The sequence below is a fragment of the Amycolatopsis sp. NPDC104819 genome (assembly GCF_055583145.1).
This window is the reverse complement of sequence record NZ_JBVJON010000014.1, coordinates 246833-271504: the sequence shown is the minus strand read 5'-3', so window position 1 is coordinate 271504 and position 24672 is coordinate 246833. Positions and strand designations below refer to the sequence as shown.

The following is a 24672-nucleotide window of genomic DNA, read 5'->3' as shown; positions in this document are numbered from 1 at the left end:
CTGCCTGGGAGCGCTCTCAGCCATCCGTTCGTTTCCCGACGAGTGAGGATGGACCTTCATGACAGTTCGACGTCTGCGCTGGGCGGTGTGGCCGGTGACCGCCGTGCTCGCCGCGGCGCTCCCGGCGGCCGGCCCCGCCGGGGCGGAGCCGCCGCCCGCGGCCACGGTCACCGTGAACGCGCGAGCGGGGCTGGCCACCGTGCCGGACACCGCCTACGGGGTCAACCACGCCGTGTGGGACAGCGAGCTGGGCACCCCCGCGGTGGCCGACCTGCTCGGCGGCGCCGGCGTCCGCACGATGCGGTACCCGGGCGGCTCCTACGGCGACATCTACCACTGGAAGGACAACACCGCGCCGGGCGGTTACGTGGCGCCCGGCACCGACTTCGACACGTTCATGGGCGGGGTCCGGCGCGCCGGCGCGCAGCCGATCGTCATCGCCAACTACGGCACCGGGACGCCGGAGGAGGCCGCCGACTGGGTGCGGTACGCCAACGTGACCCGGGGTTACGGCGTCCGGTACTGGGAAATCGGCAACGAGCTCTACGGCAACGGCCACTACGGCGCGAACTGGGAAGCCGACAACCACGCGGACAAGAGCCCGGCCGCCTACGCCCGCGGCGTCGTGGCGTACGCCGACGCGATGAAGGCCGTCGACCCGACGGTGAAGATCGGCGCGGTGCTGACGACCCCGGCGAACTGGCCGGACGGTGTGGTCGGCGCCGGGGACACCGGCACCTGGAACCAGACGGTGCTGTCGATCGCCGGCCCGCACGTCGACTTCGTGGTGCTGCACTGGTACCCCGGCGGGCCGACGGCCGCGGAGGCGCTCACGAAGACCGAGCAGGTGGACGACATGATCTACCTGGCGCGCGACCAGATCACGCGGTACGCGGGCCGGCCGCTCGGCATCGCGCTGACCGAGACGAACACCCCGGTCGGCATGAACACCCAGCCGGGCGCGCTGTTCGCGGCCGAGGCCTACAGCGCGTTGCTGGAGAACGGCGTCTTCACGGTCGACTGGTGGGACACGCACAACGGCGCGACCGCACTGTCCACTGTGGCCGGTCAACCGGACTACGGCGACTTCGGCCTGCTCTCCAGCGCGACCTGCCTCGCCGGCGGTTGCGAACCCGCGCTCAACACGCCGTTCGCGCCCTACTACGGCCTGAAGCTGGTGAGCGCGTTTGCCCGGCCCGGTGACCAGTTCGTCCGCGCGTCGGCCGACGACCCGCTGATCGGCGCCCACGCCGTCCGCCGACCCGACGGGGACGTCGCGGTGCTGCTGGTGAACAAGGACCCCGACCGGGCCCGGACGGTGACCCTGGACTTCGCGGGGTACACCCCGGCGGCGCAGGCGTCGACCTACACCAACGGCGCGACGTCGATCACCAGCACGCCGTGGGATCGGACCCTGCCGCCGTACTCGCTCACGACGCTGGTCCTGCACCCGGTTGCGGCGTTCGCGGGCCCCTCGGCGCCGGGGCAGCCGACCGGCACGGCGACCGACCGGACGGCGACGATCAGCTGGCCGCCCGCGGCGCCCGGCGGGCACCCGATCGCGAAGTACGAGGTGTACTCGCGCGACGACCAGTGGGGTGAGACCGCCGGGACGTCGCTGACGGTCGGGAACCTGGTGCCCGGCCACCGGTACCAGGTGAACGTGCTGGCACGGGACACGGCGGGGAACGTCTCGTGGGCGTCCCCGCCGCTGACCCTGACGACGGGCGCGCCGGTCGTCAGCAGCTGCGCGGTGCGGCTGACGGACGTCAACGACTGGGCGAGCGGCTTCGTCGGCGGCCTCCACGTCACGGTCACGGACCCGGTGGGCGACTGGACGCTGACGTTCACCTGGCCGACGGCGCGCCAGCGGATCACCGGCGGCTGGAACGGGACGTGGACCCAGTCGGGCACGACGGTGACGGTCACGTCGTCGGCGCCACTGGCCGCGGACATCGGGTTCACCGCGGACTACGGCGGCCCGAACATCCTGCCGACGGCGTTCACGCTGAACGGAGCGCTGTGTTCGCTGGGGTGAGCGGGGTTTCGCGCAGGATCCGCCAGCAGACGTAGAGGCAGGCGCCCGCCGCGGGGGCGCCGCCGAGCAGGGTGGCGGCGATGCCGAGCGGGATGACCCCGCCGGCCAGGTAGAGCGGCACGAGCACGGCGGTGGCGACGGCGAACTTCGCCAGGAACACCGCCGTGCACGCGTAGTAACGCCGTCGCCGGGCGCGGTCGTGTCGCCAGGCCTCGCCGCGCAGGGTGCCCAGGATGACGCCGACGAACGGCCACCGCACCAGCACGGAGACCAGGAACACCAGCGCGCAGGCGGCCTGGATGAGGACGGTGCTGAGGTAGAAGTCCGCGGCGTGACCGGTGCTCCTGGCCAGCAGCGCGGACGTGCCGACAACGGCGAGCCCGACCAGCGGCGGCCAGATCCGGCGGTCGGCCCACATCCGCACGACGGCGAGCACCAGCACAGCGCCCACGGAGATCAGCGCGGCGGTGGCGACCTGCCCGGTGAGGGGAAAGGCAACGACGAACACGGCCCGCGACGCGACCCCTTCGGCAACGGTGCGCCAGCCACCCACGGCGTCGAACAGGGACAGGGACTTCCGGGTCAGGACTTCGAGGCTCATGCGCGGACCTCGATCGGTGTGTGCAGGGTGTTTTCGTAGGTCTGGATGGCGTCGAGCAGGTCACGTTCACCGCGGTGCGCCTCGGCCAGCGCGGCGCGGAGGCGGCGGGCGTCCTGCATCGCCAGGTTGCCGCCGAACCCCGGGGCGAGGTGGATCGCGTCACCGAGCAGGGTGACGGGGGTTGCGGGCCAGGCGGGTGGGGGAGGGATGGTCCCGATGCGCAGGGAGACGGTGAGGGTGGGCCAGGCTTCGGAGACGATCGAGCGGAGAGCCGGGGGCAGGTCGGCGGCCAGTTCTAGGGCGGTGTGCCAGGCCGAGTCTGGTGGCGTGGGGGCCGGTTGAAGGCTGGTGGCGGGCTTCGGTGTGTTGGGCCAGGCCGAGTCGGGTGGTGTGGGGGCCGGTTGAAGGTTCGTGACCGGCTCCGGTGTGTTGTGCCAGGCCGGGTCTGGTGGCCTGGGGCCCGGTTGAAGGCTCGCAGCCCGGTCCGAAACGGCCTTGCCGCCGCGTTCCCGCGTCACCGGCAGCGCCCACATCACATAGTCCTCGAGCCCGGCGACCGCGTCCCGGCTCAACGTGGGCAACCACTGCCGCCGCGCGTCTTCCGGGCCTTGCGCGAACCTCAACACCCCCAGCGCCATCCGCATCCCGTCGACCTGGGTCGCGGCGTCGCCGATCAAGGCCGGGAGCCAGGGGGCCGCGCGCAGGGGAGTCGCGCCCATCAGCATGCGCCGTCCCGAATCCACCACCCGCGCCCCGGGCAGGCGCCCGCGCCGCACCGCCGAACCGATCCCGTCCGCGCCGACCAGGACGTCACCGATGTCCGTGCGGCCGTCGGCGAGCCACACCCGGACCCGGCCGTCGGAGCCCACTTCGAACCGCGTCAGCTTCGCCCCGAACCGGACCACGTCCGCCAAACCCGTCAGCAGCACGGCTCGCAGCAACGGCCGGTGGACCTGCCGTCCGGGCCGCGCGCCACCCGGCCGGATACCCGTCACCGTCAGCTCACCGTCCACATCGGACAGAGTCAGCGTCTCCCCGCGCGGCCCGCCCGTGGTGGCCTCCACCATCGCCGCGTGTGACGGCGGCAAGCACGCACGCAGGGCTGTCGCGCCGCGGTCGTCGACGTGCAGGCTGACCCCCTGCGGCCGCCCCCGCGCGGATTCGCGCTCGTACACCACGACGTCGATCCCCTCGCGCCGCAAGCCGTGCGCGAGGGTCAGCCCGCCCAGGCCGGCGCCGGCCACGATCACCCGCATCTGGTCCGCCCCCATTCTTCACCGTCCGATGAAGAACACGGTACACGAGAAACTCCACCAGTCGATGAAGAAAGAACTGCTAGGCTTCGGCGACCATGGCGGAACACGACACCCACCGGCGTCCCGGCCGCTGGAGGTCGGGCGCGGAGAGCAAGGACCGGGTCCTGCGGGCCGCTCGCGAGCTGTTCGCCCGGCAGGGCTACGGCGGCACCAGCGTGCGGGCGATCGCGGCCGAAGCCGGCGTCGACCCGGCGATGGTCTTCTACTTCTTCGGCACCAAGCAGGGCCTGTTCACCGCCGCCGTCGACATGTCCGACGCCGTCCCCTCGGCCATCGAGGCGATCTTCGCCGGCGACCTCGCCACCATCGGCGAGCGCATCGTCCGGACGCTCGTGGAGAACCTCGACCGCAGCGACCGCACGCCGCTGGTGACGCTGACCCGGTCGGCGCCCACCGACACGGCGTCCGAGGCCTTGCTGCGCGAGTTCATCGACCGGGAGATCACCACCCGGCTCGCGGCGCTGCTCGGCACGCCGGATGCCACGCTGCGGGCGGGGATGGTCAACGTCCAGATCCTGGGGCTCGCGGTGGCCCGCTACATCGTGCGCATCGAGCCGATCGCCTCGGCGCCGGTCGACGAGCTGGTCGCCGCGTTCGGCCCGGTCGTGCAGCGCTGCCTGACCGGCTGAGGCTCAGTCCTGGTTGGCCAGGTGCACCAAGGCCGACCGCAACGCCCGCCGCACCTCCGGGGTCAGCCCCGCGAGCTTCCGGTCCTCCACCACGCGGATCGCGTCACGGATCACCGCGTGCCGCCGGATTCCCGACGGCGTCAGCCGGACGATCCGCGCCCGGCGGTCGGCCGGGTCCGGCTCGCGGGTGACCAGGCCGTCCGCGACCAGGCCGTCCAGCAGGGTGATCAGGCGCGTCTTGTCGTAGCGGATCTGCTGGGCCAGGGCCAGCTGACTGGCCGCCGAGCCGTGGGCGAGCGTCGCCAGCACGACGTACTGCCACATCGAAAGCCCGTGCTCGGCCAGGATCGGCCCCTCCGCCTCGGCCAGGGTCCGGCCCGCGCCGGCGCAGAGGGCCGCCAGGTCGTCGTCCTCCGTCACCCGAGGGATCTTACGCGTGGACAAACGATACGCATGTGCGTATCGTTCTGGGCATGACATCAATCGAGACAGGGCGCGCCGAGACGCGCACGATCACGGTCGCCACCACACCCGAGCGCGTCGTGGAGTACCTCGCGGACGCGCGTCACATCCCGGAGTGGGCGCCGGACTTCGCCCGCGTCGTCGAGCACGACCACGAGGACATCTGGCGCGTGCACAGCGGCGACGAGCCACGCCGGGTCGCGGTGCGGGTCGCCCGGGAGCACGGCGTGGTGGACTTCGTCGCGGCGGACGCGCCGAACCTGGGCATGTTCACGCGGGTGGTCCCCAACCTGGCCGGCGCGGAGGTGATCTTCAGCCTGTTCTTCCCGGCGGGAGCCGAGACGGCGGCGATCGACGCGCAGATGGCCGTGGTGGACAAGGAGCTCCGGGCGGTGCGGGAGCGCGTCGAAGGATGAGCCGGGAGATCCGCTCGGTCGACGAACTGCTGCGCGGACATCTTCACCGTGGACCTGCCGCATCCCACCTACGACCTGGTCTACGGCTCGGGTTGCTCTTCCGGCGCGACTAAGCCACGCGCCTGAACCCGGCCGGCAGCCGCAGTTCGGTCACCTCTCCGTCAGCGTTGATCGTGACGTCGAGCGTCCCCCCGGCCAGCGGAAGACCACGCACCCTCACCGCGCCGACCGGGCTCGGCCGGGGCGGGGTCACCGTGACCGTCCCCGCCGGGACGTCCACCGTCAACCCGACGAACGCGCTCAGCAGGCTGACCGCGGCCGCCGCCGCCCAGGCCTGGGGGCGGCACGAGGCCGGGTACGGGAGCGGGGTCGCCGTCTCCGCCGGGCCGTGGCCGGCGAACAGCTCCGGCAACCGGTAGCCGAACGCCGGTGCGGCCGAAAGCAGCTGCCCGGCCAGCGAAGCCGCGCGGGCGCCCTGGCCCGCCAGCTGCAGGCCCCGGACCACGATCGCCGTGTCGTGGGGCCAGATCGAGCCGCAGTGGTAGCTCAGCGGGGAGTAGCCGCCCGCCGACGCGCTCATCGTGCGGAGGCCGAAGCCCGGCGCCAGCTTCGGGTCCAGCAGCAGCTCGCCGATCGACGTGCTTTCGTCCGCCGAGAGCAGGCCGGTGCCCAGCAGGTGCCCGATGTTGCTCGTCAGGGAGTCCACCGGCCGCTTGGCGCCGTCCAGAGCCAGCGCCGGGTAGTGGCCGTCCGAAGTGGACACCCAGAACCGGTCGCGGAACCGGGTCCGCAACGCCGAAGCCCACTCGGTCAGGCCGTCCGCGGGCTCGCCGAGCGCCGTCAGCAGCGCGGCCGCGCTCACCACGGCCTCGTGCTGGTACGCCTGGACCTCGGCCAGCGCGATCGGTGGTTTCGCCTGCTCTCCGCCGAAGAAGCGGACCGCGTCCCCGGAGTCCTTCCAGCCCTGGTTGGCCAGGCCGTGCCCGCTTTCGTCGCGGTACTCGGCAAACCCGTCGCCGTCGGAGTCGGCGGCGCCGGTGATCCACGACAGGGCGAACCGCAGGGTCGGCAGCAGGTCGCGGACCTCGTCCTCGGGCAGACCCCAGCGCCACGCGTCGTGCAGCAGGCAGACCCACAACGCGGTCGCGTCGACCGTCCCGTAGTACTCGGCGGGCAGGACGGCACTGGTCGCCTTGAAAGGGTCCCGGCGCCGCTCGTGGAGGATCTTCCCCGGCGCCTCCCCGGTTTCGGGGTCGTGCCGGGTGCCCTGCGCGCGGGCGAGCGTCCGGAGCGTGCCGCCCGCGAGATCGACCGACAGTGGCAGCACGAGCCGCGCGGCCCACAGGCTGTCGCGGCCGAACAGCGTGAGGAACCACGGCGCGCCCGCGCCCGCGAACGCGTCGCCGGGGTGGTCGCGGTCGGCCAGCAGGAGGCCGTCGAGGTCGTCGAGGGCGCGGTCGAGCAGCGCGGTGAACCGCCGGTCGTCGGCGTGGACCTGCGGGCGGGCCAGCCGGGGGCCGCCGGGCACGAACAGGGCTCGCTCGTCCGACACCGCCAGTGACCAGCGCACCGTGGTGGTGCCGGGCAGGGAGACGGTCCAGCGCAGCCGGAGCCGGGGCCCGTCGGCGACGATCTCGGCGCCCTCGGCCGTCACTTCGGACACCGCCGCGTCCGTGGCCCACCGGACGCCGACCGGGGTCACCGGCGAGCGCCGGCCGCCGGCCTTGATCTCGTCGATCGGGGCGAAGTCGGCCGCCAGCACCACTTCCACGACACATCGGCGAGCCGCAGACGCGGTCGAGACGAGCGAAAGCTCCTCGGTCAGGCCGTCGGCGGTGACCCGGCGGTCGCGCCGCAGCCACACCGTCGGGTCCGGGCCGGGGTCGCCGAGCCGGCGCAGCAGCCCGGTGAACCGGGCGCGGCTCGCCTCGGGCTCGTCACCGCCGATCGCCTCCGGCTCGTCGCCGTCCACCGTCACCACGGCTTCGCTGAGCAGCCGAAGGTCACCGTGCAGCACTCCCTGTGTCCCGCCACCGCGGATCTGCCCGTCCTGGCCGGACAGGGCGACGGTCGGCGCGCGCAGGGCGATCACGAGGTCGTGGAGCAGGGGCTGGAGGTCGGCCATGACTACGATTGGATCGATCAAACGAAGGAATGTCAACTGAGATCGAGGTCTTGACAGCTCAGCGCCACGGGTTCAGAGTGACCGGCAGTTGAACGTTCAAACCGAAGGCGGGTTTCATGGGACGGCCCACGCTGAACTCGGTGGCGGAAGCGGCCGCGGTGTCGCGCCAGACCGTGTCCAACGTGATCAACTCGCCGGACGTCGTGAGCCCGGAAACCCGCGAGCGGGTGCTGGCCGCCATCGAAAAGCTGGGCTACCGGCCGAACACCGCCGCGCGGCAGATGCGGACCACCCGCTCCCAGATCATCGGGCTCTGCATCCCGCCGTCGGGCAACGGCGTCAGCGGTGTGGTGCTGGACCAGTTCCTGCACTCGCTCACCGCCACCGCGGAACGCTTCGACCACCGGATCATGCTGTTCACCGCGGCCGACGACGAGGCCGAGACCCGCGCCTACGCCGACCTGATCGCCTCGGTCGGCGTCGACGGGTTCGTGCTCACCCAGACCCACCACGACGACCTGCGCACCCGCTGGCTGCGCGAGCGTGAGCTGCCGTTCGTCACCTTCGGCCGCCCGTGGGGCGCCGAGGACACCCACCCGTGGGTGGACGTCGACGGCGCCGCGGGCACCCGGCTGGCCACCGACCACCTGGTGCGCCAGGGGCACCGGCGCGTCGCGTTCGTGGGCTGGCCGGAGGGGTCCGGCAGCGGTGACGACCGCCGCGCGGGCTGGGCCGCGGGGCTCGTCGCCGCCGGGCTGGGCGAGGGGCCGCAAGTCGCGGTGTACGACGGCGTCGAAGGCGGCCGCTCGGCCGCGGCCCGACTGCTGGACGCGGGCGCGCCGACCGCGTTCGTCTGCGCCAGCGACTCCCTCGCGCTCGGGGTCACCGCCGAGCTCCGCGACCGCGGCATCCGCCCGGGCGCCGACGCCGCCGTGATCGGCTTCGACGACACCCCGACCGCCGCCGTGCTCGGGCTGAGCAGCGTCGCGCAGCCGATCGCCGACGTCGCCGCCGAATGCGTCCGGCAGCTGCGCGCCATCCTGCGCGCCGACGCCCCCGCCGAGCCCGTGACCACGCTCTTCACCCCGCACCTCGTGCTCCGCACCACCTGAGTCCCCGCGCGATCAAGGAGGATCGATGCTTCCCCGCCGAACTGTGGCCGCCTTCGCGGCGGCCGGCCTGCTGCTCCCGCTTTCCGCCTGTGGCAGTGGTTTCGACGACTCGTCCCAGCCCGCCACCCAGCAGGCCGGGCCCGCCACGCTCAAGGTGATGATCGCCGCGAGCGGCGGGGCCGAGCTCAAGGCCATGCAGGACGCCGCCGCGGCCTGGAGCGGCGCGAGCGGCGGCTCGAAGGCCGAGGTCGTGAGCGCCAACGACCTGCCGCAGCAGCTCAGCCAGGGGTTCGCCGCGGGCAGCCCGCCGGACGTCTTCGCCGTCGACGCCACCAAGTTCCAGGGGTACGCCGCCGAAATGCTGCCCTACGGCGACGGACTGTCCTACAAGGACGACATCTACCCGACGCTGCGCACGACGTTCACCCAGGACGGCAAGCTCTACTGCGCCCCCAAGGACTTCTCGACCCTCGCCCTCGCGATCAACACCGACGACTGGGCCGCGGCCGGGCTGACCGACGCCGACGTGCCCAAGACGTGGGACCAGCTCAAGAGCGTCGCGCAGAAGCTCACCACCGGCGGCCGCACCGGGCTCGTCTTCAACGACAACCGCGACCGCATCGGCGCCTTCCTGGTCCAGGCGGGCGGCTGGGCGACCGACGCCGACCAGAAGAAGGCCACCGCCGACACCCCCCAGAACCTCCAAGCCCTGACTTACGTCCGCGACTTGCTTTCCTCCGGCGTGGCCAAGTACCCGAAGCAGCTCGGCGCCGGGGACTCCGGTGAGGCGTTCGGCCAGCACAAGGCGTCGATGAGCATCGACGGCAACTGGATGACCGGCGGGATGAAGAAGGACTACCCGGACGTCAAGTACCGCGTCGTCGCGCTGCCCGCGGGCCCGGCCGGGTCCGGCACGCTGTCGTTCACGCAGTGCTGGGGCATCGCCGCCAAGAGCAAGTTCCAGGAGCAGGCCAAGCAGCTGGTCGACTCGTTCATGCAGCCGGCGCAGCAGCTCACCTTCGCCGACGCGTTCGGCGTGATCCCGGCACGGCAGTCCGTGCGGGCGCAGTACGAGCAGAAGTTCCCCGGGCAGGAGGCGTTTGTCGCCGGCGCCGACCACGCGCACGGGCCCGTCACGCTGGCCAAGATGGACCCCGTGCTGACCGACTTCGACGCCCAGCTGCAGCAGCTGCCGGGCGCCGACCCGAAGCGGATCCTGCAGCAGCTGCAGCAGAACACCGCGGCCGCGCTCGGGCAGTGACATGAGCGCGTTCCGCCGCGGTGACGCCCGGGCCGGCTGGCTGTTCCTGGCCCCGACGCTGCTCGTGCTCGGCCTCTTCATGGTGCTGCCGATCCTGATGGCGCTGTGGGTGAGCGTCAGCGACTGGACCGGCAACGGCAGCCCGTTCTCCTCGCGGGTGAACTTCGTCGGCGGGGACAACTACGCCGCGCTGCTGGCCGAACCCGGGCTGGCCCGGCAGAACTTCGCCACGAGCGTCCGCAACAACGGCTACTTCGTGCTGTTCGTCGTGCCGCTGCAGACGGCGCTCGCGTTGTTCCTCGCGCTGACCCTGCACCGGAAGAAGCTGAAGGGCCGCCAGTTCTTCCGCACCGCGTTCTACTTCCCGACCGTGACCAGCTCGGTCGCGATCTCGGTGGTGTTCCTGTTCCTCTTCTCCAGCACCGGCACGGTGAACGCCGCGCTGAACCTGTTCGGAGTGGACGGTCCCAGCTGGTTCGCCGACCCGCGCGGGCTCCTCCACCTCGCGCTCGGCGACCCCGCGAACCCGCCGGCCGCGCTGACCGGGCACGGGTTCCTCGGACTGTCCTTCTGGGACTGGCTCTCCGGTCCGAGCGTGGCGATGTGCGCGATCATCGTGCTGGTCGTCTGGACCTCCACCGGGGGCTTCATGCTGATGTTCTACGCGGCGCTGCAGAACCTCCCGCCGTCGGTCGACGAGGCCGCGCTGATCGACGGCGCGACGGCGTCGCAGCGGTTCTGGCGGGTCACGCTGCCCCAGCTGCGCCCGACGCTGTTCCTGGTGCTGACGCTCGGCCTGATCGGCACCTGGCAGGTCTTCGACCAGGTGTACGTGCTCAGCCGCGGCGACCCCGGCAAGACCACGCTGACCCCGGCGTACCTGTCCTACTCGTCGTCGTTCATCGGCCACCAGTGGGGCCAGGGCGCCGCGATCGCGTTCCTCCTGTTCGTGGTGATCGTGGCCTTCACGCTGGTGCAGCGCTGGGCCCTGAGGGAGCGCCGATGAGGAAACGCTGGCTGGGGTACGCGGTGCTGGTGTTCGTCGCGGCGCTGTACATCTACCCCTTCCTCATCCAGCTCGCGACGGCGTTCAAGACCGACGCGGACGCCACCGCGCACCCGCTCCTGCCGTGGCCGCGGGACTGGTCGGCGAGCGTCTTCCGGACGCTCGCCGAGCAGGACTTCCCGTGCTGGGCGCTGAACTCGGTGTTCGTCTCGGTGACGATCACCGTCGGCCGGATCGTGTTCAACTCCCTGGCCGGTTACGCGCTTTCGCGGCTGCGGTTCCGCGGCCGCCGGGCGGTCTTCGGGGCCGTCCTGGCGGTGATCGCCGTCCCGAGCGTGGTGCTGCTGATCCCGAAGTTCCTGGTGCTCAACCAGCTCGGGATGTACGACACCTACGCGGCGATGATCATCCCGTTGCTGGTCGACGGGACCGGCGTGTTCATCATGAAGCAGTTCTTCGACACGGTGCCGGTGAGCGTGGAGGAGGCGGCGCGGATCGACGGCGCCGGCCCGTTCCGCACGTTCTGGTCGGTGGTGCTGCCGATGTCGAAACCGGCGCTGATCACCGTGACCATCCTGTCGTTCCAGGGTTCCTGGAACGAGCTGCCGCACTACATCGTGTCCCGCCAGGACCCGGCGCTGAACACGTTGACGTCCGGGGTGGCGACGCTGGTGTCCGGCCAGCTCGGCCAGGGCAACCAGTTCCCGCTGAAGCTCGCCGCGGCGCTGCTGATGACGCTGCCGGTGGCGATCGTGTACTTCGTGTTCTCCCGCCGGTTCACCCAGGGCACTTACGAAGGAGCCGACAAGTAGCTCAGCGGATCAGGTTGTCCGCGACCCACTCCACAACGCCTTCGGGATAAGGATTCCCGAGGCCGAGGACGACGTGCCCGAACCCGGCGTCGACCGCCTCGGCGATCTTCTCCTTGGTGGCGGCCGGTTTGTCGTAGTCGACGGGCAGGAAGATCGAGCGGGTGATCGACGCCGGGTCGCGGCCGATCTCGGCGCAGTAGCGGTCGAGCAGCCGGCTGCGGCCCGCGAGGTCGTCGATGTCGCCGCCGCCCGGGATGTTCCACTGGTCGGCGTGCTCGGCGACCACCCGCAGGGTCGCGCTCGCGCGCCCGCCGATCATGATCGGCGGGTGCGGGCGCTGCACCGGCTTGGGGTTGCCGAAGGCGCCCTTCAGCTTCACGTGCTCGCCGTCGAAGTCGAACGGCCGCTCTTCCGTCCACAAGCGACGGATGACCGTGCAGGCCTCGGCGAGCGCGGCGACGGCGTCGTCCTGGGTGTGGTAGGGCAGGCCGTGGCCGTCGTACTCGCGGCGGGCCAGCGGGTGGCTGGGGCGGGAGCCGGCGCCGATGCCGAAGTCGAGCCGTCCGCCGGACACGACGTCCACCGTGGCCGCGATCTTCGCCAGCACCGCCGGCGGGCGGAAGCGGTTGCTGGTGACCATCAGGCCGAGCCGCAGACGTGACGTCTGCGCGGCCAGCGCCGAAAGCAGCGTCCAGCCTTCGAAGATCGGGCCGTCCGGGTCGCCGCCGATCGGCATGAGGTGGTCGAACAGCCACGCGTGCTCGATCTCGGGCACGGTGTCGGCTTCGCGCCAGACGCGCAGGATCTCGTCGTAGCCGACGTTCATGGGTGCGGTCAGGATGCCGAAACGGGGGGTCATCAACGCCTCCGGAGGGACGGGTCGAGCAGGGCGGGCGGGGTGTCGAACTTCTCGTGGGCGGCCAGGTCGACGCCGGGCGCGACGATCGTGTCGATCTCGTCGAGCACGTCGCGGGGGAGCACGGTGTCGGCGGCCGCGAGCTGCGCCTTCAGGTGGTCGACCGTGCGCGGCCCGATGAGCGCGCTGGTCACGCCCGGGTGCGCCGTCACGAACCCGAGCGCCAGCTGGATCAGGGAAAGCTGCGCCTGGTCGGCGAGCTTGGCCAGCTTCTCGACGGCGTCGAGCCGGGCCTGGTTCGCCGGGAGGGTGAGGTCGAAGCGCTGCGGCACGACCTGCGCGCGGCTGGTCGTGATCTCCTGCCCGGCGCGGACGGCGCCGGAGAGCCAGCCGGACGCCAGCGGGCTCCACGCGAGCACGCCGAGGCCGTACTCCTGCGTCACCGGCAGCACGTGGGCTTCGATCCCGCGCTGCAGGATCGAGTAACTGGGCTGCTCGGTGACGTAGCGGCCGAGGTGGTGCTCGCGGGCGGCCCACTGCGCCTGGACGATCCGGTACGCGGGGAACGTCGACGACCCGAAGTAACGGATCTTGCCGGCGCGCTGCAGGTCGGTCAGCGCGGAAAGCGTTTCCTCGTCGCCCGTGCGCGGGTCCCAGCGGTGCACCTGGTACAGGTCGACGTGGTCGACGCCGAGGCGGCGCAGGCTGTCTTCGAGCGCGGTGACCAGCCAGCGGCGCGAGCTGCCCTGGTGGTTGCGCTCGTCGCCCATCGGCATGTACGCCTTCGTGGCCAGCACGAGGTCGTCGCGGCGGCCGGCGATGGCCCGGCCGACCATCACCTCGGACTCGCCCTGGCCGTACATGTCGGCGGTGTCGACGACGTTGACCCCGCCTTCGAGCGCGGCGTCGACGATGGCGGTGGCCTCGTCCTGGGTGGTGCGCCCGATCGCGCCGAAGTTCATCGCGCCGAGCGCGAGGGTGCTGACCTGCACTCCGGTGCGGCCGAGCGTGCGGTACTGCATGGTGGGGTCCTTCCATGGTTTCATGGGAAACGGAACGTTGCTCCGCTAACGATACGGAGCATTGTTCCGGTTAGCAACCTCGGGAGGTGCCGGTGACCGAAAGCAGGCCGAAACGCGCCGACGCGCGGCGCAACGAGAAGACGTTGCTCGACGCGGCGGCCGCGGTCTTCGTCGCGTCCGGCGTCGACGCGCCGGTGCGCGACATCGCGGCGAAGGCCGGTGTCGGGATGGGCACGATCTACCGCCACTTCCCGACCCGCGCGGACCTGATCATCGCCGTCTACCGGCACCAGGTGGAGGCGTGCGCCGCGGCCGGGCCGGAGCTGCTGGCGGCGTCGGACTCCCCGCACGCCGCGCTGGCGCAGTGGATCGACCTGTTCGTCGACTTCCTGGTGACCAAGCACGGCCTGGCCGGGGTCCTGCAGGGCGACGGCTTCGACACCCTGCACGCGTACTTCCTCGAGCGGCTCGTCCCGGTGTGCGCGCAGCTGCTCGAAGCGGCCGGGCTGACCGCGCGGGTGCGGCCGCTGGAGCTGATGCGGGGGGTCGGCAACCTGTGCGTCGGCGCGGAGGACAACCCGGAGTACGACGCGCGCCGCCTGGTCCGGCTCCTGATCGCGGGGCTGCGGGCGTGATCGAGGAGCTCACCGGAGAGCCGTACCCGCTGCTGGCCCGGCTTCGCGCGACCGAGCCGGTGGCCTGGCTGCCGGCGTTGAACGGCTGGCTCGTCACCCGGCACGACCTGGCGTCGGAGGTGATGCGCGACGCGGCGACGTTCACCGTGGACGACCCCCGCTTCTCGACGGCGCGGGTGGTCGGCCCGTCGATGCTTTCGCTGGACGCGGCCGAGCACACCCGGCACCGGACGCCGTTCTCCCGCCACTTCCGGCCGCGGGAGATCGAAGACCGGTTCGCCGGGTTCGTGCGTGCCGAATGCGCCCGGCTGGTCGACGGGTTCGCCGCGGCCGGGCGGGCCGAGCTGCGGCGGGCGCTGGCCGGGCCGCTGTCCGTCGCGGTGGTCGCCGAAGCCCTGGGCCTGGCCGACACCGACACGGCCCGGGTGCTGGCCTGGTACGACGCGATCGTGTCCACAGTGGACGACATCTCGGCCGGTCGCGCGCCGGGGTCCCACGGCGAGGAGGCGTTCGGCGAGCTGCGCGCCCACCTCGAAGGCTCGGTCGGCCGGCGCTCGCTGCTGACCGACGCGGCGGCGGCGCTGGAGCTGCCGGAGGTCGTGTCGAACGCGGCGGTGCTGATGTTCGGCGGCATCGAGACGACCGAAGGAATGATCACCAACCTCTTGCTGCACCTGCTGCGCGACCCGGCGCCCTGGGACCGCGCGCTCATCCCGGCGGCGATCGAGGAGTCGCTGCGGCTCGAGCCCGCGGCGGCGGTCGTCGACCGGTACGCGACGCGCGACGTCTCGCTCGCGGGGGCGTCGATCGCCCGCGGTGACCTCGTGACGGTGTCGCTCACCGCCGCCAACCGCGACCCCGCGGTGTTCCCCGACCCGGACGTCTTCGACCCGCACCGTCCGAACCTGCGCAAGCACCTGGCCTTCGCCGTCGGGCCGCACTTCTGCCTCGGCGCCGACCTCGCCCGGCTCGAAACGCGGATCGCCGTGGAGACCGTGCTCGACCGGCTGCCGGGGCTCACCCTGGCGGAGCCGGCCGCGGCGTCGGGGCTGGTGTTCCGCAAACCCGCGGCGCTCCACGCCCGGTGGCTGCCATCATGACCGCATGACGACGTGGCGTGAGGTCGAAGCGGCGGAACCGGAGTTCGCCCGGCGCGTGCAGGGGCTGTTCGACGCCCATCGGCACAAGACGCTCGCCACCCTGCGGGCCGACGGGTCCCCGCGGATCTCCGGCATCGAGACGAAGTTCACCGACGGCGAGCTGACATTCGGCTCGATGCCTGACGCCCGCAAGGGCGCCGACCTCGAGCGCGACCCGCGGCTGGCGCTGCACAGCGCGACGGTCGACCCGATCGACGGCGAAGAGGCGAAGTGGCCGGGGGAGGCGAAGATCTCCGGCCGGGCCGTCGAAGCGGGTGACGGCTTCCGCGTGGACGTCACCGAGGTCGTCCACACGCACCTGAACCCCGAGGCGACACTGCTGGTCGTCGAGTGGTGGACGCCGGCGCGGGGGCTGCGCAAGGTCGAGCGGGAGTAACCGCGTCCGATCCCGGTTTCGGGGTCTTTGTCGGTCTCGTAGTTAAATCAACTGCTTGACTTAGTGTGGGATGGTGGCCAAGCTGCAGGGCAGGGGACATTCACCACCGAGGAGCCCGTGATGACACAAAGCCACGCCGGCCCGTTGCCGCGCTTCCCGTTCCGCTCCGCCGCCCCGCTGGAGCCGCCGGCCGAGTGGGCCGAGCTCCGGGCGGAGTGCCCGGTCGCGCGGGTCGCGCTGGCCAGCGGGGACGAGGCGGCGCTGGTCACGCGCTACGCCGACGTCAAAAGTGTGCTGTCCGATCCACGGTGGACCCGGCCGACCCCGGCGGACAACGCCGCGCGGGTCGCCGACACCGAGTCGGGCGGGGTCTTCAACAGCGAGATGGCCACCGTGCTCCCGCAGCACGGCGAGGGGCACCTGACCTGGCGCCGGACCCTCGGCAAGTGGTTCACCGCGAAGCGGATGAACGCGCTGCGGCCCGGCATGGCCGCGATGGCCGAGCAGCTCGTCGACGACATGGTCGCGAAGGGCGCACCCGGCGACCTCAAGGCCGGCGTCGCCTTCCCGCTGCCGGTCTGGGTCATCTGCGACATGCTCGGTGTGCCCGACACCGACCGCGACCGGTTCGCGCACTGGTCGGACGTCATGCTCAGCATGACCCGCCACACGCAGGCCGAGTTCGACGCCGCGCAGCAGGAGTTCGGCCGATACATGGGCGGGCTCATCGCCGCGAAGCGCGCCGAACCCGGCGAAGACATCCTCAGCGCGTTGCTCCCCGAAGACTGGTCCGACGCGATGCTGATCGCTACCGGCATCGGCCTGCTGATCGCCGGGCACGAGACCACCGCGAACATGATCGCCAAGATGGTGGCGATGCTGCTGGCGGACCGGAGCCGGTGGGAGCGCCTGCTGGCCGACCCGGCGCTGGTGCGGACCGCGGTCGAGGAGTCGCTGCGCCTCGACGCCAACGCCGGGCTGGGCATGCTGCGTTACCTCGCCGACGACTTCGAGGTCGCCGGCGAGGTGCTGCCCGGCGGAACCACGGCGATGTGCAGCATGGCCGCGGCCAACCGCGACGAGCGCGCGTTCGAGAACGCGTCCGAAATGGACCTGGGCCGCAGCCCCAACCCGCACCTGGCCTTCGGCGCCGGCGCGCACGCCTGCCTCGGGCAGCCGCTGGCCCGCACCGAGCTGCAGGTGGTGCTGGAAGTGCTGCTGCGCAAGCTGCCGTCGCTCGAGCTCGCCGTCCCGCCCGCCGAGCTGCGCCGGGTCGAGGGACTCGCCGTCGGCGGCCTGCGGGAACTGCCCGTGCGCTGGTGACCACTGTGCCACCCAACCAGGAGAGGAACGCTGATGAAGGTCACTGTGGACAAAGGCAAGTGCTGCGGCGCCGGGACTTGTGTGATGCTCGCGCCGGACGTGTTCGACCAGGGCGACGACGACGGCATCGTGATCCTGCTCGACGCGACCCCGGGCGAAGAGCTGCACCCGATCGTCCGGGAGGCGGCGACCGTGTGCCCGGGCGTCGCGATTTCGGTGAGCGAGGACGCCTGACCCGGGTTCACTCCACGGTGACGGACTTGGCCAGGTTGCGCGGCTTGTCGATGTCGTAACCCAGCGTCAGCGCCGCGTGGTAGGCGAGCAGCTGCAGCGGGATCGTCAGCAGGATCGGGTCGAGCTCCGGCGCGGTCCGGGGCACCACGATCCGCGGGACGTCGAGCTCGCCGAAGTCGACGTCTTCGTGCGTCACGGCGAGCACCGCGCCCCCGCGGGCCTTGATCTGCTGCACGGCGGCCAGGTTGCGCTCGGTCAGCTCGTCCGAGGGCACCACGGCGACGGTCGGGAGCGACTCGTCGATCAGCGCGAGCGGGCCGTGCTTGAGCTCGGACGTCTGGTAGGCCTCGGCGTGGCGGTAGGAGATCTCCTTGAACTTCTGCGCGCCTTCGCGGGCCACCGGGAAGCCGCGGACGCGGCCGATGAAGAACAGGCTGTTCGCGGCCGCCGCCGTCTTCGCGTGCTCGGCGATCTCCGCTTCCGCGGCCAGCACCGTCCGGATCTGGTCCGGCAGCGCGCGGATCGCCTCGATGATCCGCTGACCGTCCGCATTGGACAGATCGCGGACGCGCCCGAGCGACAGCGCGATCAGCGCGAACCCGACGGCCATGTTGGTGAGCGCCTTGGTCGAGGCGACGGCGATTTCGGGGCCGGCGTGCAGGTAGACACCACCGTCGCAGGCGCGGGCGATGGTCGAGCCGACGACGTTGACCAGCCCGGCGACCCGGCCGCCCTTGCGCTTGATCTCCTCGACGGCGAACGCGGTGTCGATCGTCTCACCGGACTGGCTGACCGCGATGTAGAGCGTGTCCGCCTCGATGATCGGGTTGCGGTAACGGAATTCCGACGCGGCTTCGGCGTCGGCGGGGATCCGGGCCAGCTCCTCGATCATCGTGGCGCCGATCTGGCCGACGTAGTAAGCCGAGCCGCAGCCGAGGATCTTGACGCGGCTGAACCCGCGCAGCTCCCGGGGCGTCAGGTTGAGGCCGTCCAGGCGGGCGACGCCGAACCGGTCGTCGAGCCGGCCGCGGATCATCCGCTCGACGGACTCGGGCTGCTCCTGGATCTCCTTGGCCATGTAGTGCGGGAAGCCGCCCAGGTCGAGGTCTTCGGCGGCGATGTCGATCTCGGTGGCCGGCTTGGTGGTGTCGCTCTCGTCGACGGTGAAGGTGCGGTAGCCGGTGGCGAAGACGGTCGCGAACTCCCCGTCGTCGAGGTGCGCGACCTGCGAGGTGTGCCGCACGAGCGCGGCGAGGTCACTGGCGACGAACATCTCCCGTTCACCGACCCCGATGATCAGCGGCGACCCGTTGCGCGCGATGACCAGCCGATCCGGGTGCCCGGAGTCGGTGACGGCGATCGCGTAGGTCCCGGTGATCCGGGAGACCGCCTCGACCACGGCGTCTTCGAGCGTGTCGGCGCCCGAGCGGGCGATGAGGTGGGCGAGCACCTCGGTGTCGGTCTCGGAGGTGAGGGTGACCCCGGCGTCGGCGAGCTGGGCGCGCAGACTGTCGGCGTTGTCGATGATGCCGTTGTGCACCACGGTGATCCGGCCGTCTTCGGAGGTGTGCGGGTGGGCGTTGGCCTCGGAGGCGGGGCCGTGCGTGGCCCACCGCGTGTGCCCGATGCCGATTTTGCCGCCGAGCCGCTTGGGCAGCGCGGCGGCGAGGTTGCGAACCCGCCCGACGACCCGGTGCACCTGCACACCGCCTTTGGCGCCGAGCACGGCGATGCCCGCGGAGTCGTACCCGCGGTACTCGAGCCGGGTCAGGCCTTCGAGCAGGATGGGGGCGGCGTTCTGGCCGCCGATGTAACCGACGATTCCGCACATGGCGAACCTCTCTGTTCGGGCTCGGCTTGATCAGCTTGCTCAGCCGTAGACGATGCGGCGAAGCTGCCGTTCGGACAGCACCGGCGCGGCCACGAGCCGGCCGCGAAGCTCGGTGGCGATCAGGGGGAAGATCTCGGGGTTTTTCCGGCCTTCGGCCTGCAGTTCGGCATGCCGCCGCCGCACGTACTGCTCGGCGGGGGTCCGGTAGAAGGCCAGGACATCATCGACAACCCGGGCAGCAACCCCCGGCGCCAGACCGGTGGACGCGGCTACTCGGTCGACGATGTCTGTGTCCTCCACGCGGCCATCATGCACTGTGGGGGTGGCTGGAGGCAAAAACTTGCCCGAAATCGGGCAAGTTCGATGGTCTGGGGTGCCGTGGGGTGGGCTGCGGCGGTGCAGGTGGGCCTGCGGGGTGCGGCAGATTGGCGCCCGCGGCTGGGGGCGGCCGTGGATTGCCTCGCTGAGGTGGCTGAGGGTGACGGTGTTTGGGTGCGCCGCCGCCGCGACCGCCGCTGCACCGGCGCCGTTGCTGCTGGCGCTGCCGCCGCCACCGCTGCTGCCGCTGCTGGTGCCGCCGGTGGTGCGGCTCGCGCGGCCGCCGCAACCATGACCGCCGCGACTGTGGCCGCCGGTGGTGCGGCTCGCGCGGCCGCCGCAACCATGACCGCCGCGACTGTGGCCGCCGCTGCGACCGTCGCCGCTCCGCCCGCGACCTCCCGCGACTGCGACCGACGCTCCTGCTGGAGCCGCTGCCACCGCGGCCGCTGGCGCGATCGCCGCGACTACGATCGCCGCCGCCGCCGCTGCGACGGCGGCCGCCGCCCGCCGCTGCTGGCACCCCGGCTGCTGCCGCCGCCATCGCCGCGACCGCTGCTGCTGGCGCCGCGACCGCTGCTGCCGCTACGGCTGGTGGGGCTGGCATTGCTGCTGGTGTCGCCGCTGCGACCGCGCCCGCCGCTGCTGCTGCCGCAGCCGCGATCGCTGCTGCTGCTGCCGCAGCCGCGATCGCTGCTGCTGCTGCCGCAGCCGCGATCGCTGCTGCTGCTGCCGCTGCCGCGACCGCTGCGACTGCGCTGTCGCCGCCGCCGCTGGCGCTGCCGCTATCGCCGCCGCAGGCGGCGGGGCGGGCTTGGTCGCGGAGTGTTCCGTTTCCGTCCCGTCGTGCCGTGCCGTGCCGGTTGGTGCTCGACTGGCCGCGCGAAAGGCGATCTCGCTTGGTTACCCGAACGCGCGGGTTGCGGTTGGTCCGCGGCGCTCTATATGGCCGACGAGAGCTGGGCTTGATGAGGCGGCTGTCTGGGAGCCCGGTGCCGAATAATCGACAGTGAGTTCAGGGCCGGGCGGTGCTGCATCAGGCTCGTGGCTGGATAAGTCTGTCGTCGAATCTTGGCGCCGGGACTGAGTCGCGGTCCCACGTTTCCGTCTGCCGGGTGCTGCGGCTGGCCGGGTTTGCATTGGAGTCTTGGCGCCGGGGGAGTGTCGTCCGTTGATCGCGGGCGGATCCCGGGCGTGGGTGTAGGCCCGTAGCCGGTGGCTGCGGGCCTGTCCCCGTATTCGATTCCTCACGCCGCGAACGGCAAGGGTTGATGCAGGTTGTTGCGCCTGGGTTTTCGGCGCCTGTCCAAAAACACCGGCGGCAAGAACTCCGGGAGACCATCGGCGGCGATGCGGACCTCCCAGCCGGAACGATGCAGCAACCGGTGATGATGCGCGCACAACAACACCAGATTGCCCAGATCCGTCGGGCCGCCCTCAGCCCAATGACGGATGTGATGACCCTGACAATGCCGCGGCGGACGAGGACAGCCCGGGCACGCGCACCCCCGGTCCCGTAAGAACAACGCCCGCCGCAGCCCCGCCGAGATCAACCGGCGTAGCCGGCCCAGGTTCAACGGTTCGTTCTTCTCCCCGAGCACCGCGGGGATCACCATGCTGTCGCAGGCATGCACCCGGGCCTCGGCCGCGGTCATCGTGGCGGTGTCGCCGAGAGTGGCCGCACCGACACCCGATCTGAGCGCGTCGAGGTGGACAGCGACCAGGACGTGGGCACGTTCCCCCGCCTGCAGCGGCAGGTCAGGGGAGTTCAACGCGAGGTCGAGCGCGTCGGAGAACGCGTCGCCGTGGCGTTGCTGCGGGGACCGGATGTCCGGGCCCTCCTCGGTCGTGTAGCGCTGGGCCAACGAGTCGAGCAGGGCGCTGGCGCGGGTGCCGGTTTCGTCGTCGAGACGCCCCGTCAGCTCCCACATCCCGGTTCTTTTCCGCCGCAGCGACAGTTCGCGGTGGGGGATGGCGGGTTCGGTGGTGTCGGGTGGGGTGCCGTCAGGGTTGAGGTGGGCCAGGATCCGGGTGCCGAGCGCGGCGACCTGTCGGTGGCCGGCTTCGGCGGTGTAGGACAGCAGGCTCTGTTCGGCCTCGTCGCGATGCTCGACGGGGATGTGGGTGAGGACTTCGACGATGGTGTCGATCATCGGCGCGCTCAACGACCCGTCGGCGGCGGCCACACCCGTGGCGGGGGCGAGCGCGGGGAGTGCGGTGCCGTCCAGGGCGCGGGTGGGATTGAGGGCGCGGGCGCGTTTCACGGCACGGTCGGCGGCAGCCCGGGGAATGTCGGCGAGGTGTTCGAACAACCGCGTGACCGAGCGGTATCCGAAGAGCTCGAGAACACCCCGTGACTCGATTTCCATGAGCAGCGAACCGATTTCGGCTTCGGCGGACCGCACCACGGCAAGCAGCGTGCTGACACGGTCGGCCAGGGCCGTCGCGTCTGCTTGCCATACCGTTTCGCTGTCCACGCACCAAGATTACCGGCGGTTCGAACATGTGGTCATCACTCAATGGGATGAACGTCAGCTGCCCAGGCACGTGAACCCGGCCGCGGCGGCCAGCGACCCCGGATCACCTTCCCGCAATTCCAGCTGAGCCGCCGCCAGTGCCGGGGCCGCCGCTTCTCCCGCCGCCAAGCGGCGGTGCAGGGACACCATCAGCGGCACCGTCTCGGCGTCCGGGATCGGGATCACCGACGCCACCAGCTGGGCCGTTCCGTGCGCGATGAACGTCGCGCTGAGGCCGAGCAGCTCGTCTCCCGTGTGGACGACCGAGCGGCCGCTGTCGCACGATGCCAGCACCACCGTGTGCGGCACCCGCGGCAGACGGTCGAGGTCGTGGACCATCAGGGGACCGTCGTGCAGGCGCAGCCGGGAAAACAGCGGGTTGTCCGTCGACAGCTTCCCGTGCGCCGCCAGGTGCGCCGTGCCCGCTGTGCCCAGCGCCGCGAGCACCGCCTCGACCGTTCCCGGCAGCGGTGCGCACCCGTGGATCTCCGCCACCGCACGGGCTTCCTCCGTCGCGCCGGCCAGGCCCGGCCCCGCGGCCACCGCCACCGCCACCGGGCCCGGCCGGGGTGGGGTCCGCACGGCCGACAACCAGAGCGCCGCCGACGGGGTCACGCTCACCGCGCGGCCCGCGCACGAGGGCAGGACCGACCACGGGACGCCGTGCAGAGCCCCGGTCGGCGCGATCACCAGTGGCCTGCCACCGGTTTCGCGCAACGGCTCGAGCAGCGCCGCGTCCAGCCGGTGTGCGCTCGCGGTCAGCAGCTGCGCCAGTGCCGGCCCGCGGCGGTCCAGGCGGGCCAGGCGGTGGAGGGCGAAGCGCAGCCGGTCGACGAGGTCCGCGACCGGGGCCGCCGGACCCAGCTCGTGGCGGCGCAACCGGCCGCCGGCCAGGGTCAGCGCGTGGAGCTCGCCGTCCAGCTGGAGGAACTCCACGAGCGCGCGGTCGCCCAGCGCGGCTCCGAGAGCTCCGGCCGACGCCGGGGCAGGGGGCGGGCCCGCGGCTGCGCCCGGGTGGCGGCGGCTGTGGTCGCGGATCCGCCGCTCCAGCGTGATCCGGCGGTGCGCGGGCACCGCCGTGCCGCGGTCGATGTCCGCGACGACCGACCGCAGCCGGCCCAGCAGGTCCGCCAGCACCGGGTCGTCGGCCGGCCGGACCGGCCGGTGCAGCAGCCGGCTGGCCCGGCCGCGTTCGGCCCACTCCAGCACCGCCGCCGGCCGCCCTTCGCGCAGGGCCGACCGCAGTCCCAGCTCGATCAGCTCCCGGCGGTGGGCCGCCGAGTGCACCCAGAGGTCGGTCGCGCCCAGCGCCGCCGCGTGCTCGTCGAGGATCCGCAGCCCGTTGCGGGCCGCCCGCCGGGCCCCGGGAACGTCCTTTTCGGACTGTCGCAGCACGGCTTCGGCGTACCACCCGCGGGCCCGCAGCGTCGCCGGGCCGTGCTTGCGGACGTCGCTCGCCCGCCGCAGGTGCTCGCGCGCGTCCGTGTCCTTCCGGCGGCGCAGCAACACCTGCGCGGCGATCAACCGCGCTTCGACGGCGGCCGCGGGCCAGCCCGCCTCGGCGAGGGTGCCGGCCATCCGCTCCACGGCGTCGAGCGGGACCCGCGGCGCCCGCCCGGCCGCCGATCCGGCCCGCAGCACGGCCAGCCGGGCCAGCGCGGCCCACTCGTCCCGGCCCTGGTGGGCGAACTCGCGGCTCGCCCGCCGGGCGTGCGTGACGGCGGTTTCCCAGTCCCCGCCCAGAAAAGCCGCCTGGGCGAGCAGCAGCCGGGCCTCGGGGACGTTGAGCAGCCGGCGTTCACGGCGGTAGGTCGCGACGGCGCGTTCGGCCGACTCCCGCGCCTCCGCGGCGACGCCCGCCGACAGCAGCAGCTCGGCCCGGTGCCGGTGCATCCAGCCGAGCTGGGCGCCGTGCTCGGAGATGATCCGCTCGGCCCGGTCTAGGTGGCCGAGCGCGGCGGGGACGTCACCGCGGTAGGTCTCGACGCGGCCCAGGTTCTCGGCGATGATCCCGACGGTCAGCTCGCGGCCCAGCTCGCGCGCGAGCTGCTCGGCCTCCAGGAGATCGGCCTTCGCGGCGCTGAAGGCGTACCGGTCGGACTGCAGGAACGCCCGGTTGATCAGCATGCGCTGCACCCCGAGCAGGTCGCCGGAGCGCCGCAGCGCCGCCAGCGCCGTCCGGAAGTCCGCCAGTGCCTCGTCGAGCCGGCCGGCCTGGTTCAGGACGATGGCCCGCTGGGCGAGCGCGCGGGCCCCGGACGAGCCGGTGAGGTCGGGCAGCGCCAGGTCGACCTCGCGCAGCGCCGCCGCCGGCCGTCCCTGCTGCGCGAGCGCGTAGGCCAGCTTCATCCGGGCCTCCGCCACCAGCGCCGCCGACTCGGCCGCGCGCCCGGCCGCCATCGAGCGGCGGAAGTGGTGGACCGCGTCGCCCATCTCACCGCAGTGCAGGAGTGCGTGACCCCAGGCCCGCTCGGCGACGGCCAGCGCGGCCGGGTCCCGGTCCCGCCGGGCCCGGACGACGGCCGGCCCGGTGAGCGGGAGGGCCCGGCGCGGGTCGAGGTCGGCCATCCGCATCGCCTCGTCGGCGGCGTCTCGCGCCGTTTGATGCATCAGGACGGCCATC

24 protein-coding genes are annotated in these 24672 nt (G+C 72.4%); 14 read left to right on the top strand and 10 right to left on the bottom strand.

The genetic code is table 11. The annotated features are described in order from the left end of the window. The first annotated feature begins 58 nt into the window (after nt 1-58). The gene (locus ACZ63E_RS37015; protein ID WP_465340922.1) at nt 59-2038 is read left to right on the top strand and encodes a cellulose binding domain-containing protein; all 1980 of its coding nucleotides are present in this window, start codon (nt 59-61) and stop codon (nt 2036-2038) included. Here ACZ63E_RS37015 and ACZ63E_RS37010 read toward each other — a convergent pair. Both ACZ63E_RS37010 and ACZ63E_RS37005 read right to left on the bottom strand, forming a co-directional pair. Then, nucleotides 2004-2639, bottom strand: coding sequence for a DUF3159 domain-containing protein (locus ACZ63E_RS37010; protein ID WP_465340921.1), 636 nt, complete (start codon nt 2637-2639; stop codon nt 2004-2006). The genes ACZ63E_RS37015 and ACZ63E_RS37010 overlap by 35 nt on opposite strands. Then, entirely contained in the window at nt 2636-3910 is a 1275-nt protein-coding gene (locus tag ACZ63E_RS37005) for an FAD-dependent monooxygenase (protein WP_465340920.1), read from the bottom strand. Before ACZ63E_RS37005 ends, ACZ63E_RS37010 begins: the two co-directional genes overlap by 4 nt. An 80-nt stretch (nt 3911-3990) precedes the next feature. On the opposite strand from ACZ63E_RS37005, the gene ACZ63E_RS37000 reads away from it, so the two are divergent. Next, a complete protein-coding gene (locus ACZ63E_RS37000) occupies nt 3991-4584 on the top strand; it encodes a TetR/AcrR family transcriptional regulator (RefSeq protein WP_465340919.1) in 594 nt (197 codons plus the stop codon). Nucleotides 4585-4587: 3 nt separating this feature from the next. On the opposite strand, the gene ACZ63E_RS36995 is transcribed toward ACZ63E_RS37000, so the two are convergent. Next, entirely contained in the window at nt 4588-5004 is a 417-nt protein-coding gene (locus ACZ63E_RS36995; protein WP_465303627.1) for a MarR family winged helix-turn-helix transcriptional regulator, read from the bottom strand. Between the two features lie 53 nt (nt 5005-5057). On the opposite strand from ACZ63E_RS36995, the gene ACZ63E_RS36990 reads away from it, so the two are divergent. After that, a complete protein-coding gene (locus tag ACZ63E_RS36990; protein WP_465340918.1) occupies nt 5058-5462 on the top strand; it encodes an SRPBCC family protein in 405 nt (134 codons plus the stop codon). Nucleotides 5463-5571: 109 nt separating this feature from the next. On the opposite strand, the gene ACZ63E_RS36985 is transcribed toward ACZ63E_RS36990, so the two are convergent. Beyond that, complete coding sequence (locus ACZ63E_RS36985; protein WP_465340917.1) at nt 5572-7587, bottom strand: amylo-alpha-1,6-glucosidase; 2016 nt, start codon at nt 7585-7587, stop codon at nt 5572-5574. A gap of 116 nt (nt 7588-7703) precedes the next feature. On the opposite strand from ACZ63E_RS36985, the gene ACZ63E_RS36980 reads away from it, so the two are divergent. The 4 genes from ACZ63E_RS36980 to ACZ63E_RS36965 are packed head-to-tail and all read left to right on the top strand — an operon-like array spanning nt 7704 to nt 11778. Next, a complete protein-coding gene (locus ACZ63E_RS36980) occupies nt 7704-8699 on the top strand; it encodes a LacI family DNA-binding transcriptional regulator (protein ID WP_465340916.1) in 996 nt (331 codons plus the stop codon). Nucleotides 8700-8724: 25 nt separating this feature from the next. Next, nucleotides 8725-9960, top strand: a complete 1236-nt coding sequence (locus ACZ63E_RS36975) for a sugar ABC transporter substrate-binding protein (RefSeq protein WP_465340915.1) — start codon at nt 8725-8727, stop codon at nt 9958-9960. Between the two features lies 1 nt (nt 9961). After that, nucleotides 9962-10966, top strand: a complete 1005-nt coding sequence (locus ACZ63E_RS36970; protein WP_465340914.1) for a carbohydrate ABC transporter permease — start codon at nt 9962-9964, stop codon at nt 10964-10966. Next, nucleotides 10963-11778 carry a carbohydrate ABC transporter permease gene (locus ACZ63E_RS36965; RefSeq protein ID WP_465340913.1) on the top strand — a complete coding sequence of 272 codons (816 nt, stop codon included), beginning with the start codon at nt 10963-10965 and terminating at the stop codon, nt 11776-11778. The genes ACZ63E_RS36970 and ACZ63E_RS36965 overlap by 4 nt, the downstream gene beginning before the upstream one ends. 1 nt (nt 11779) lies before the next feature. On the opposite strand, the gene ACZ63E_RS36960 is transcribed toward ACZ63E_RS36965, so the two are convergent. After that, the gene (locus tag ACZ63E_RS36960) at nt 11780-12637 is read right to left on the bottom strand and encodes an LLM class flavin-dependent oxidoreductase (protein ID WP_465340912.1); all 858 of its coding nucleotides are present in this window, start codon (nt 12635-12637) and stop codon (nt 11780-11782) included. Further along, on the bottom strand, nt 12637-13656 hold the full coding sequence (locus ACZ63E_RS36955) for an aldo/keto reductase (protein ID WP_465340911.1): 1020 nt from the start codon (nt 13654-13656) through the stop codon (nt 12637-12639). The genes ACZ63E_RS36960 and ACZ63E_RS36955 overlap by 1 nt, the downstream gene beginning before the upstream one ends. Before the next feature lie 92 nt (nt 13657-13748). Here ACZ63E_RS36955 and ACZ63E_RS36950 point away from each other — a divergent pair, with 92 nt between their 5' ends. The 5 genes from ACZ63E_RS36950 to ACZ63E_RS36930 all read left to right on the top strand — a co-directional run bounded on the left by ACZ63E_RS36950 (nt 13749) and on the right by ACZ63E_RS36930 (nt 17384). Next, nucleotides 13749-14291 (top strand): TetR/AcrR family transcriptional regulator, encoded by a 543-nt coding sequence (locus ACZ63E_RS36950; RefSeq protein ID WP_465340909.1) that lies wholly within the window; start codon nt 13749-13751, stop codon nt 14289-14291. Beyond that, nucleotides 14288-15391 carry a cytochrome P450 gene (locus tag ACZ63E_RS36945; RefSeq protein ID WP_465340908.1) on the top strand — a complete coding sequence of 368 codons (1104 nt, stop codon included), beginning with the start codon at nt 14288-14290 and terminating at the stop codon, nt 15389-15391. The genes ACZ63E_RS36950 and ACZ63E_RS36945 overlap by 4 nt, the downstream gene beginning before the upstream one ends. A 4-nt stretch (nt 15392-15395) precedes the next feature. Then, on the top strand, nt 15396-15827 hold the full coding sequence (locus tag ACZ63E_RS36940; protein ID WP_465340907.1) for a pyridoxamine 5'-phosphate oxidase family protein: 432 nt from the start codon (nt 15396-15398) through the stop codon (nt 15825-15827). 120 nt (nt 15828-15947) lie between these two features. Further along, complete coding sequence (locus ACZ63E_RS36935) at nt 15948-17150, top strand: cytochrome P450 (RefSeq protein WP_465340906.1); 1203 nt, start codon at nt 15948-15950, stop codon at nt 17148-17150. Between the two features lie 33 nt (nt 17151-17183). Next, nucleotides 17184-17384: a ferredoxin gene (locus ACZ63E_RS36930; RefSeq protein WP_465340905.1), complete on the top strand. Its 201-nt coding sequence runs from the start codon at nt 17184-17186 to the stop codon at nt 17382-17384. A 7-nt stretch (nt 17385-17391) separates the two neighbouring features. Here the strand turns inward: ACZ63E_RS36930 and glmS are convergent, their stop codons facing one another. Beyond that, nucleotides 17392-19215, bottom strand: coding sequence for a glutamine--fructose-6-phosphate transaminase (isomerizing) (glmS, locus tag ACZ63E_RS36925; RefSeq protein ID WP_465340904.1), 1824 nt, complete (start codon nt 19213-19215; stop codon nt 17392-17394). Between the two features lie 39 nt (nt 19216-19254). Beyond that, nucleotides 19255-19515 carry a hypothetical protein gene (locus ACZ63E_RS36920; protein ID WP_465340903.1) on the bottom strand — a complete coding sequence of 87 codons (261 nt, stop codon included), beginning with the start codon at nt 19513-19515 and terminating at the stop codon, nt 19255-19257. 178 nt (nt 19516-19693) lie between these two features. Here ACZ63E_RS36920 and ACZ63E_RS36915 point away from each other — a divergent pair, with 178 nt between their 5' ends. Together ACZ63E_RS36915 and ACZ63E_RS36910 are read left to right on the top strand one after the other, a co-directional pair. Next, on the top strand, nt 19694-19828 hold the full coding sequence (locus ACZ63E_RS36915; protein ID WP_465340902.1) for a hypothetical protein: 135 nt from the start codon (nt 19694-19696) through the stop codon (nt 19826-19828). Next, the gene (locus tag ACZ63E_RS36910; protein WP_465340900.1) at nt 19825-20502 is read left to right on the top strand and encodes a hypothetical protein; all 678 of its coding nucleotides are present in this window, start codon (nt 19825-19827) and stop codon (nt 20500-20502) included. The genes ACZ63E_RS36915 and ACZ63E_RS36910 overlap by 4 nt, the downstream gene beginning before the upstream one ends. Before the next feature lie 278 nt (nt 20503-20780). Here ACZ63E_RS36910 and ACZ63E_RS36905 read toward each other — a convergent pair whose 3' ends face one another. Both ACZ63E_RS36905 and ACZ63E_RS36900 read right to left on the bottom strand, forming a co-directional pair. Next, complete coding sequence (locus ACZ63E_RS36905; RefSeq protein WP_465340899.1) at nt 20781-22010, bottom strand: HNH endonuclease signature motif containing protein; 1230 nt, start codon at nt 22008-22010, stop codon at nt 20781-20783. A 54-nt stretch (nt 22011-22064) separates the two neighbouring features. Then, nucleotides 22065-24671, bottom strand: coding sequence for a CHAT domain-containing protein (locus ACZ63E_RS36900; RefSeq protein ID WP_465340898.1), 2607 nt, complete (start codon nt 24669-24671; stop codon nt 22065-22067). Between the last annotated feature and the right edge of the window lies 1 nt (nt 24672).

Bases quoted from the DNA above. Each gene is read 5' to 3' on its own strand.
- ACZ63E_RS37015 (WP_465340922.1), top strand. From the start codon at position 59: ATGACAGTTCGACGTCTGCGCTGGGCGGTGTGGCCGGTGACCGCCGTG.
- ACZ63E_RS37010 (WP_465340921.1), bottom strand. From the start codon at position 2,639: ATGAGCCTCGAAGTCCTGACCCGGAAGTCCCTGTCCCTGTTCGACGCC.
- ACZ63E_RS37005 (WP_465340920.1), bottom strand. From the start codon at position 3,910: ATGGGGGCGGACCAGATGCGGGTGATCGTGGCCGGCGCCGGCCTGGGC.
- ACZ63E_RS37000 (WP_465340919.1), top strand. From the start codon at position 3,991: ATGGCGGAACACGACACCCACCGGCGTCCCGGCCGCTGGAGGTCGGGC.
- ACZ63E_RS36990 (WP_465340918.1), top strand. From the start codon at position 5,058: ATGACATCAATCGAGACAGGGCGCGCCGAGACGCGCACGATCACGGTC.
- ACZ63E_RS36985 (WP_465340917.1), bottom strand. From the start codon at position 7,587: ATGGCCGACCTCCAGCCCCTGCTCCACGACCTCGTGATCGCCCTGCGC.
- ACZ63E_RS36980 (WP_465340916.1), top strand. From the start codon at position 7,704: ATGGGACGGCCCACGCTGAACTCGGTGGCGGAAGCGGCCGCGGTGTCG.
- ACZ63E_RS36975 (WP_465340915.1), top strand. From the start codon at position 8,725: ATGCTTCCCCGCCGAACTGTGGCCGCCTTCGCGGCGGCCGGCCTGCTG.
- ACZ63E_RS36970 (WP_465340914.1), top strand. From the start codon at position 9,962: ATGAGCGCGTTCCGCCGCGGTGACGCCCGGGCCGGCTGGCTGTTCCTG.
- ACZ63E_RS36965 (WP_465340913.1), top strand. From the start codon at position 10,963: ATGAGGAAACGCTGGCTGGGGTACGCGGTGCTGGTGTTCGTCGCGGCG.
- ACZ63E_RS36960 (WP_465340912.1), bottom strand. From the start codon at position 12,637: ATGACCCCCCGTTTCGGCATCCTGACCGCACCCATGAACGTCGGCTAC.
- ACZ63E_RS36955 (WP_465340911.1), bottom strand. From the start codon at position 13,656: ATGCAGTACCGCACGCTCGGCCGCACCGGAGTGCAGGTCAGCACCCTC.
- ACZ63E_RS36940 (WP_465340907.1), top strand. From the start codon at position 15,396: ATGACGACGTGGCGTGAGGTCGAAGCGGCGGAACCGGAGTTCGCCCGG.
- ACZ63E_RS36935 (WP_465340906.1), top strand. From the start codon at position 15,948: ATGACACAAAGCCACGCCGGCCCGTTGCCGCGCTTCCCGTTCCGCTCC.
- ACZ63E_RS36930 (WP_465340905.1), top strand. From the start codon at position 17,184: ATGAAGGTCACTGTGGACAAAGGCAAGTGCTGCGGCGCCGGGACTTGT.
- glmS (WP_465340904.1), bottom strand. From the start codon at position 19,215: ATGTGCGGAATCGTCGGTTACATCGGCGGCCAGAACGCCGCCCCCATC.
- ACZ63E_RS36910 (WP_465340900.1), top strand. From the start codon at position 19,825: ATGACCGCCGCGACTGTGGCCGCCGGTGGTGCGGCTCGCGCGGCCGCC.
- ACZ63E_RS36900 (WP_465340898.1), bottom strand. From the start codon at position 24,671: ATGGCCGTCCTGATGCATCAAACGGCGCGAGACGCCGCCGACGAGGCG.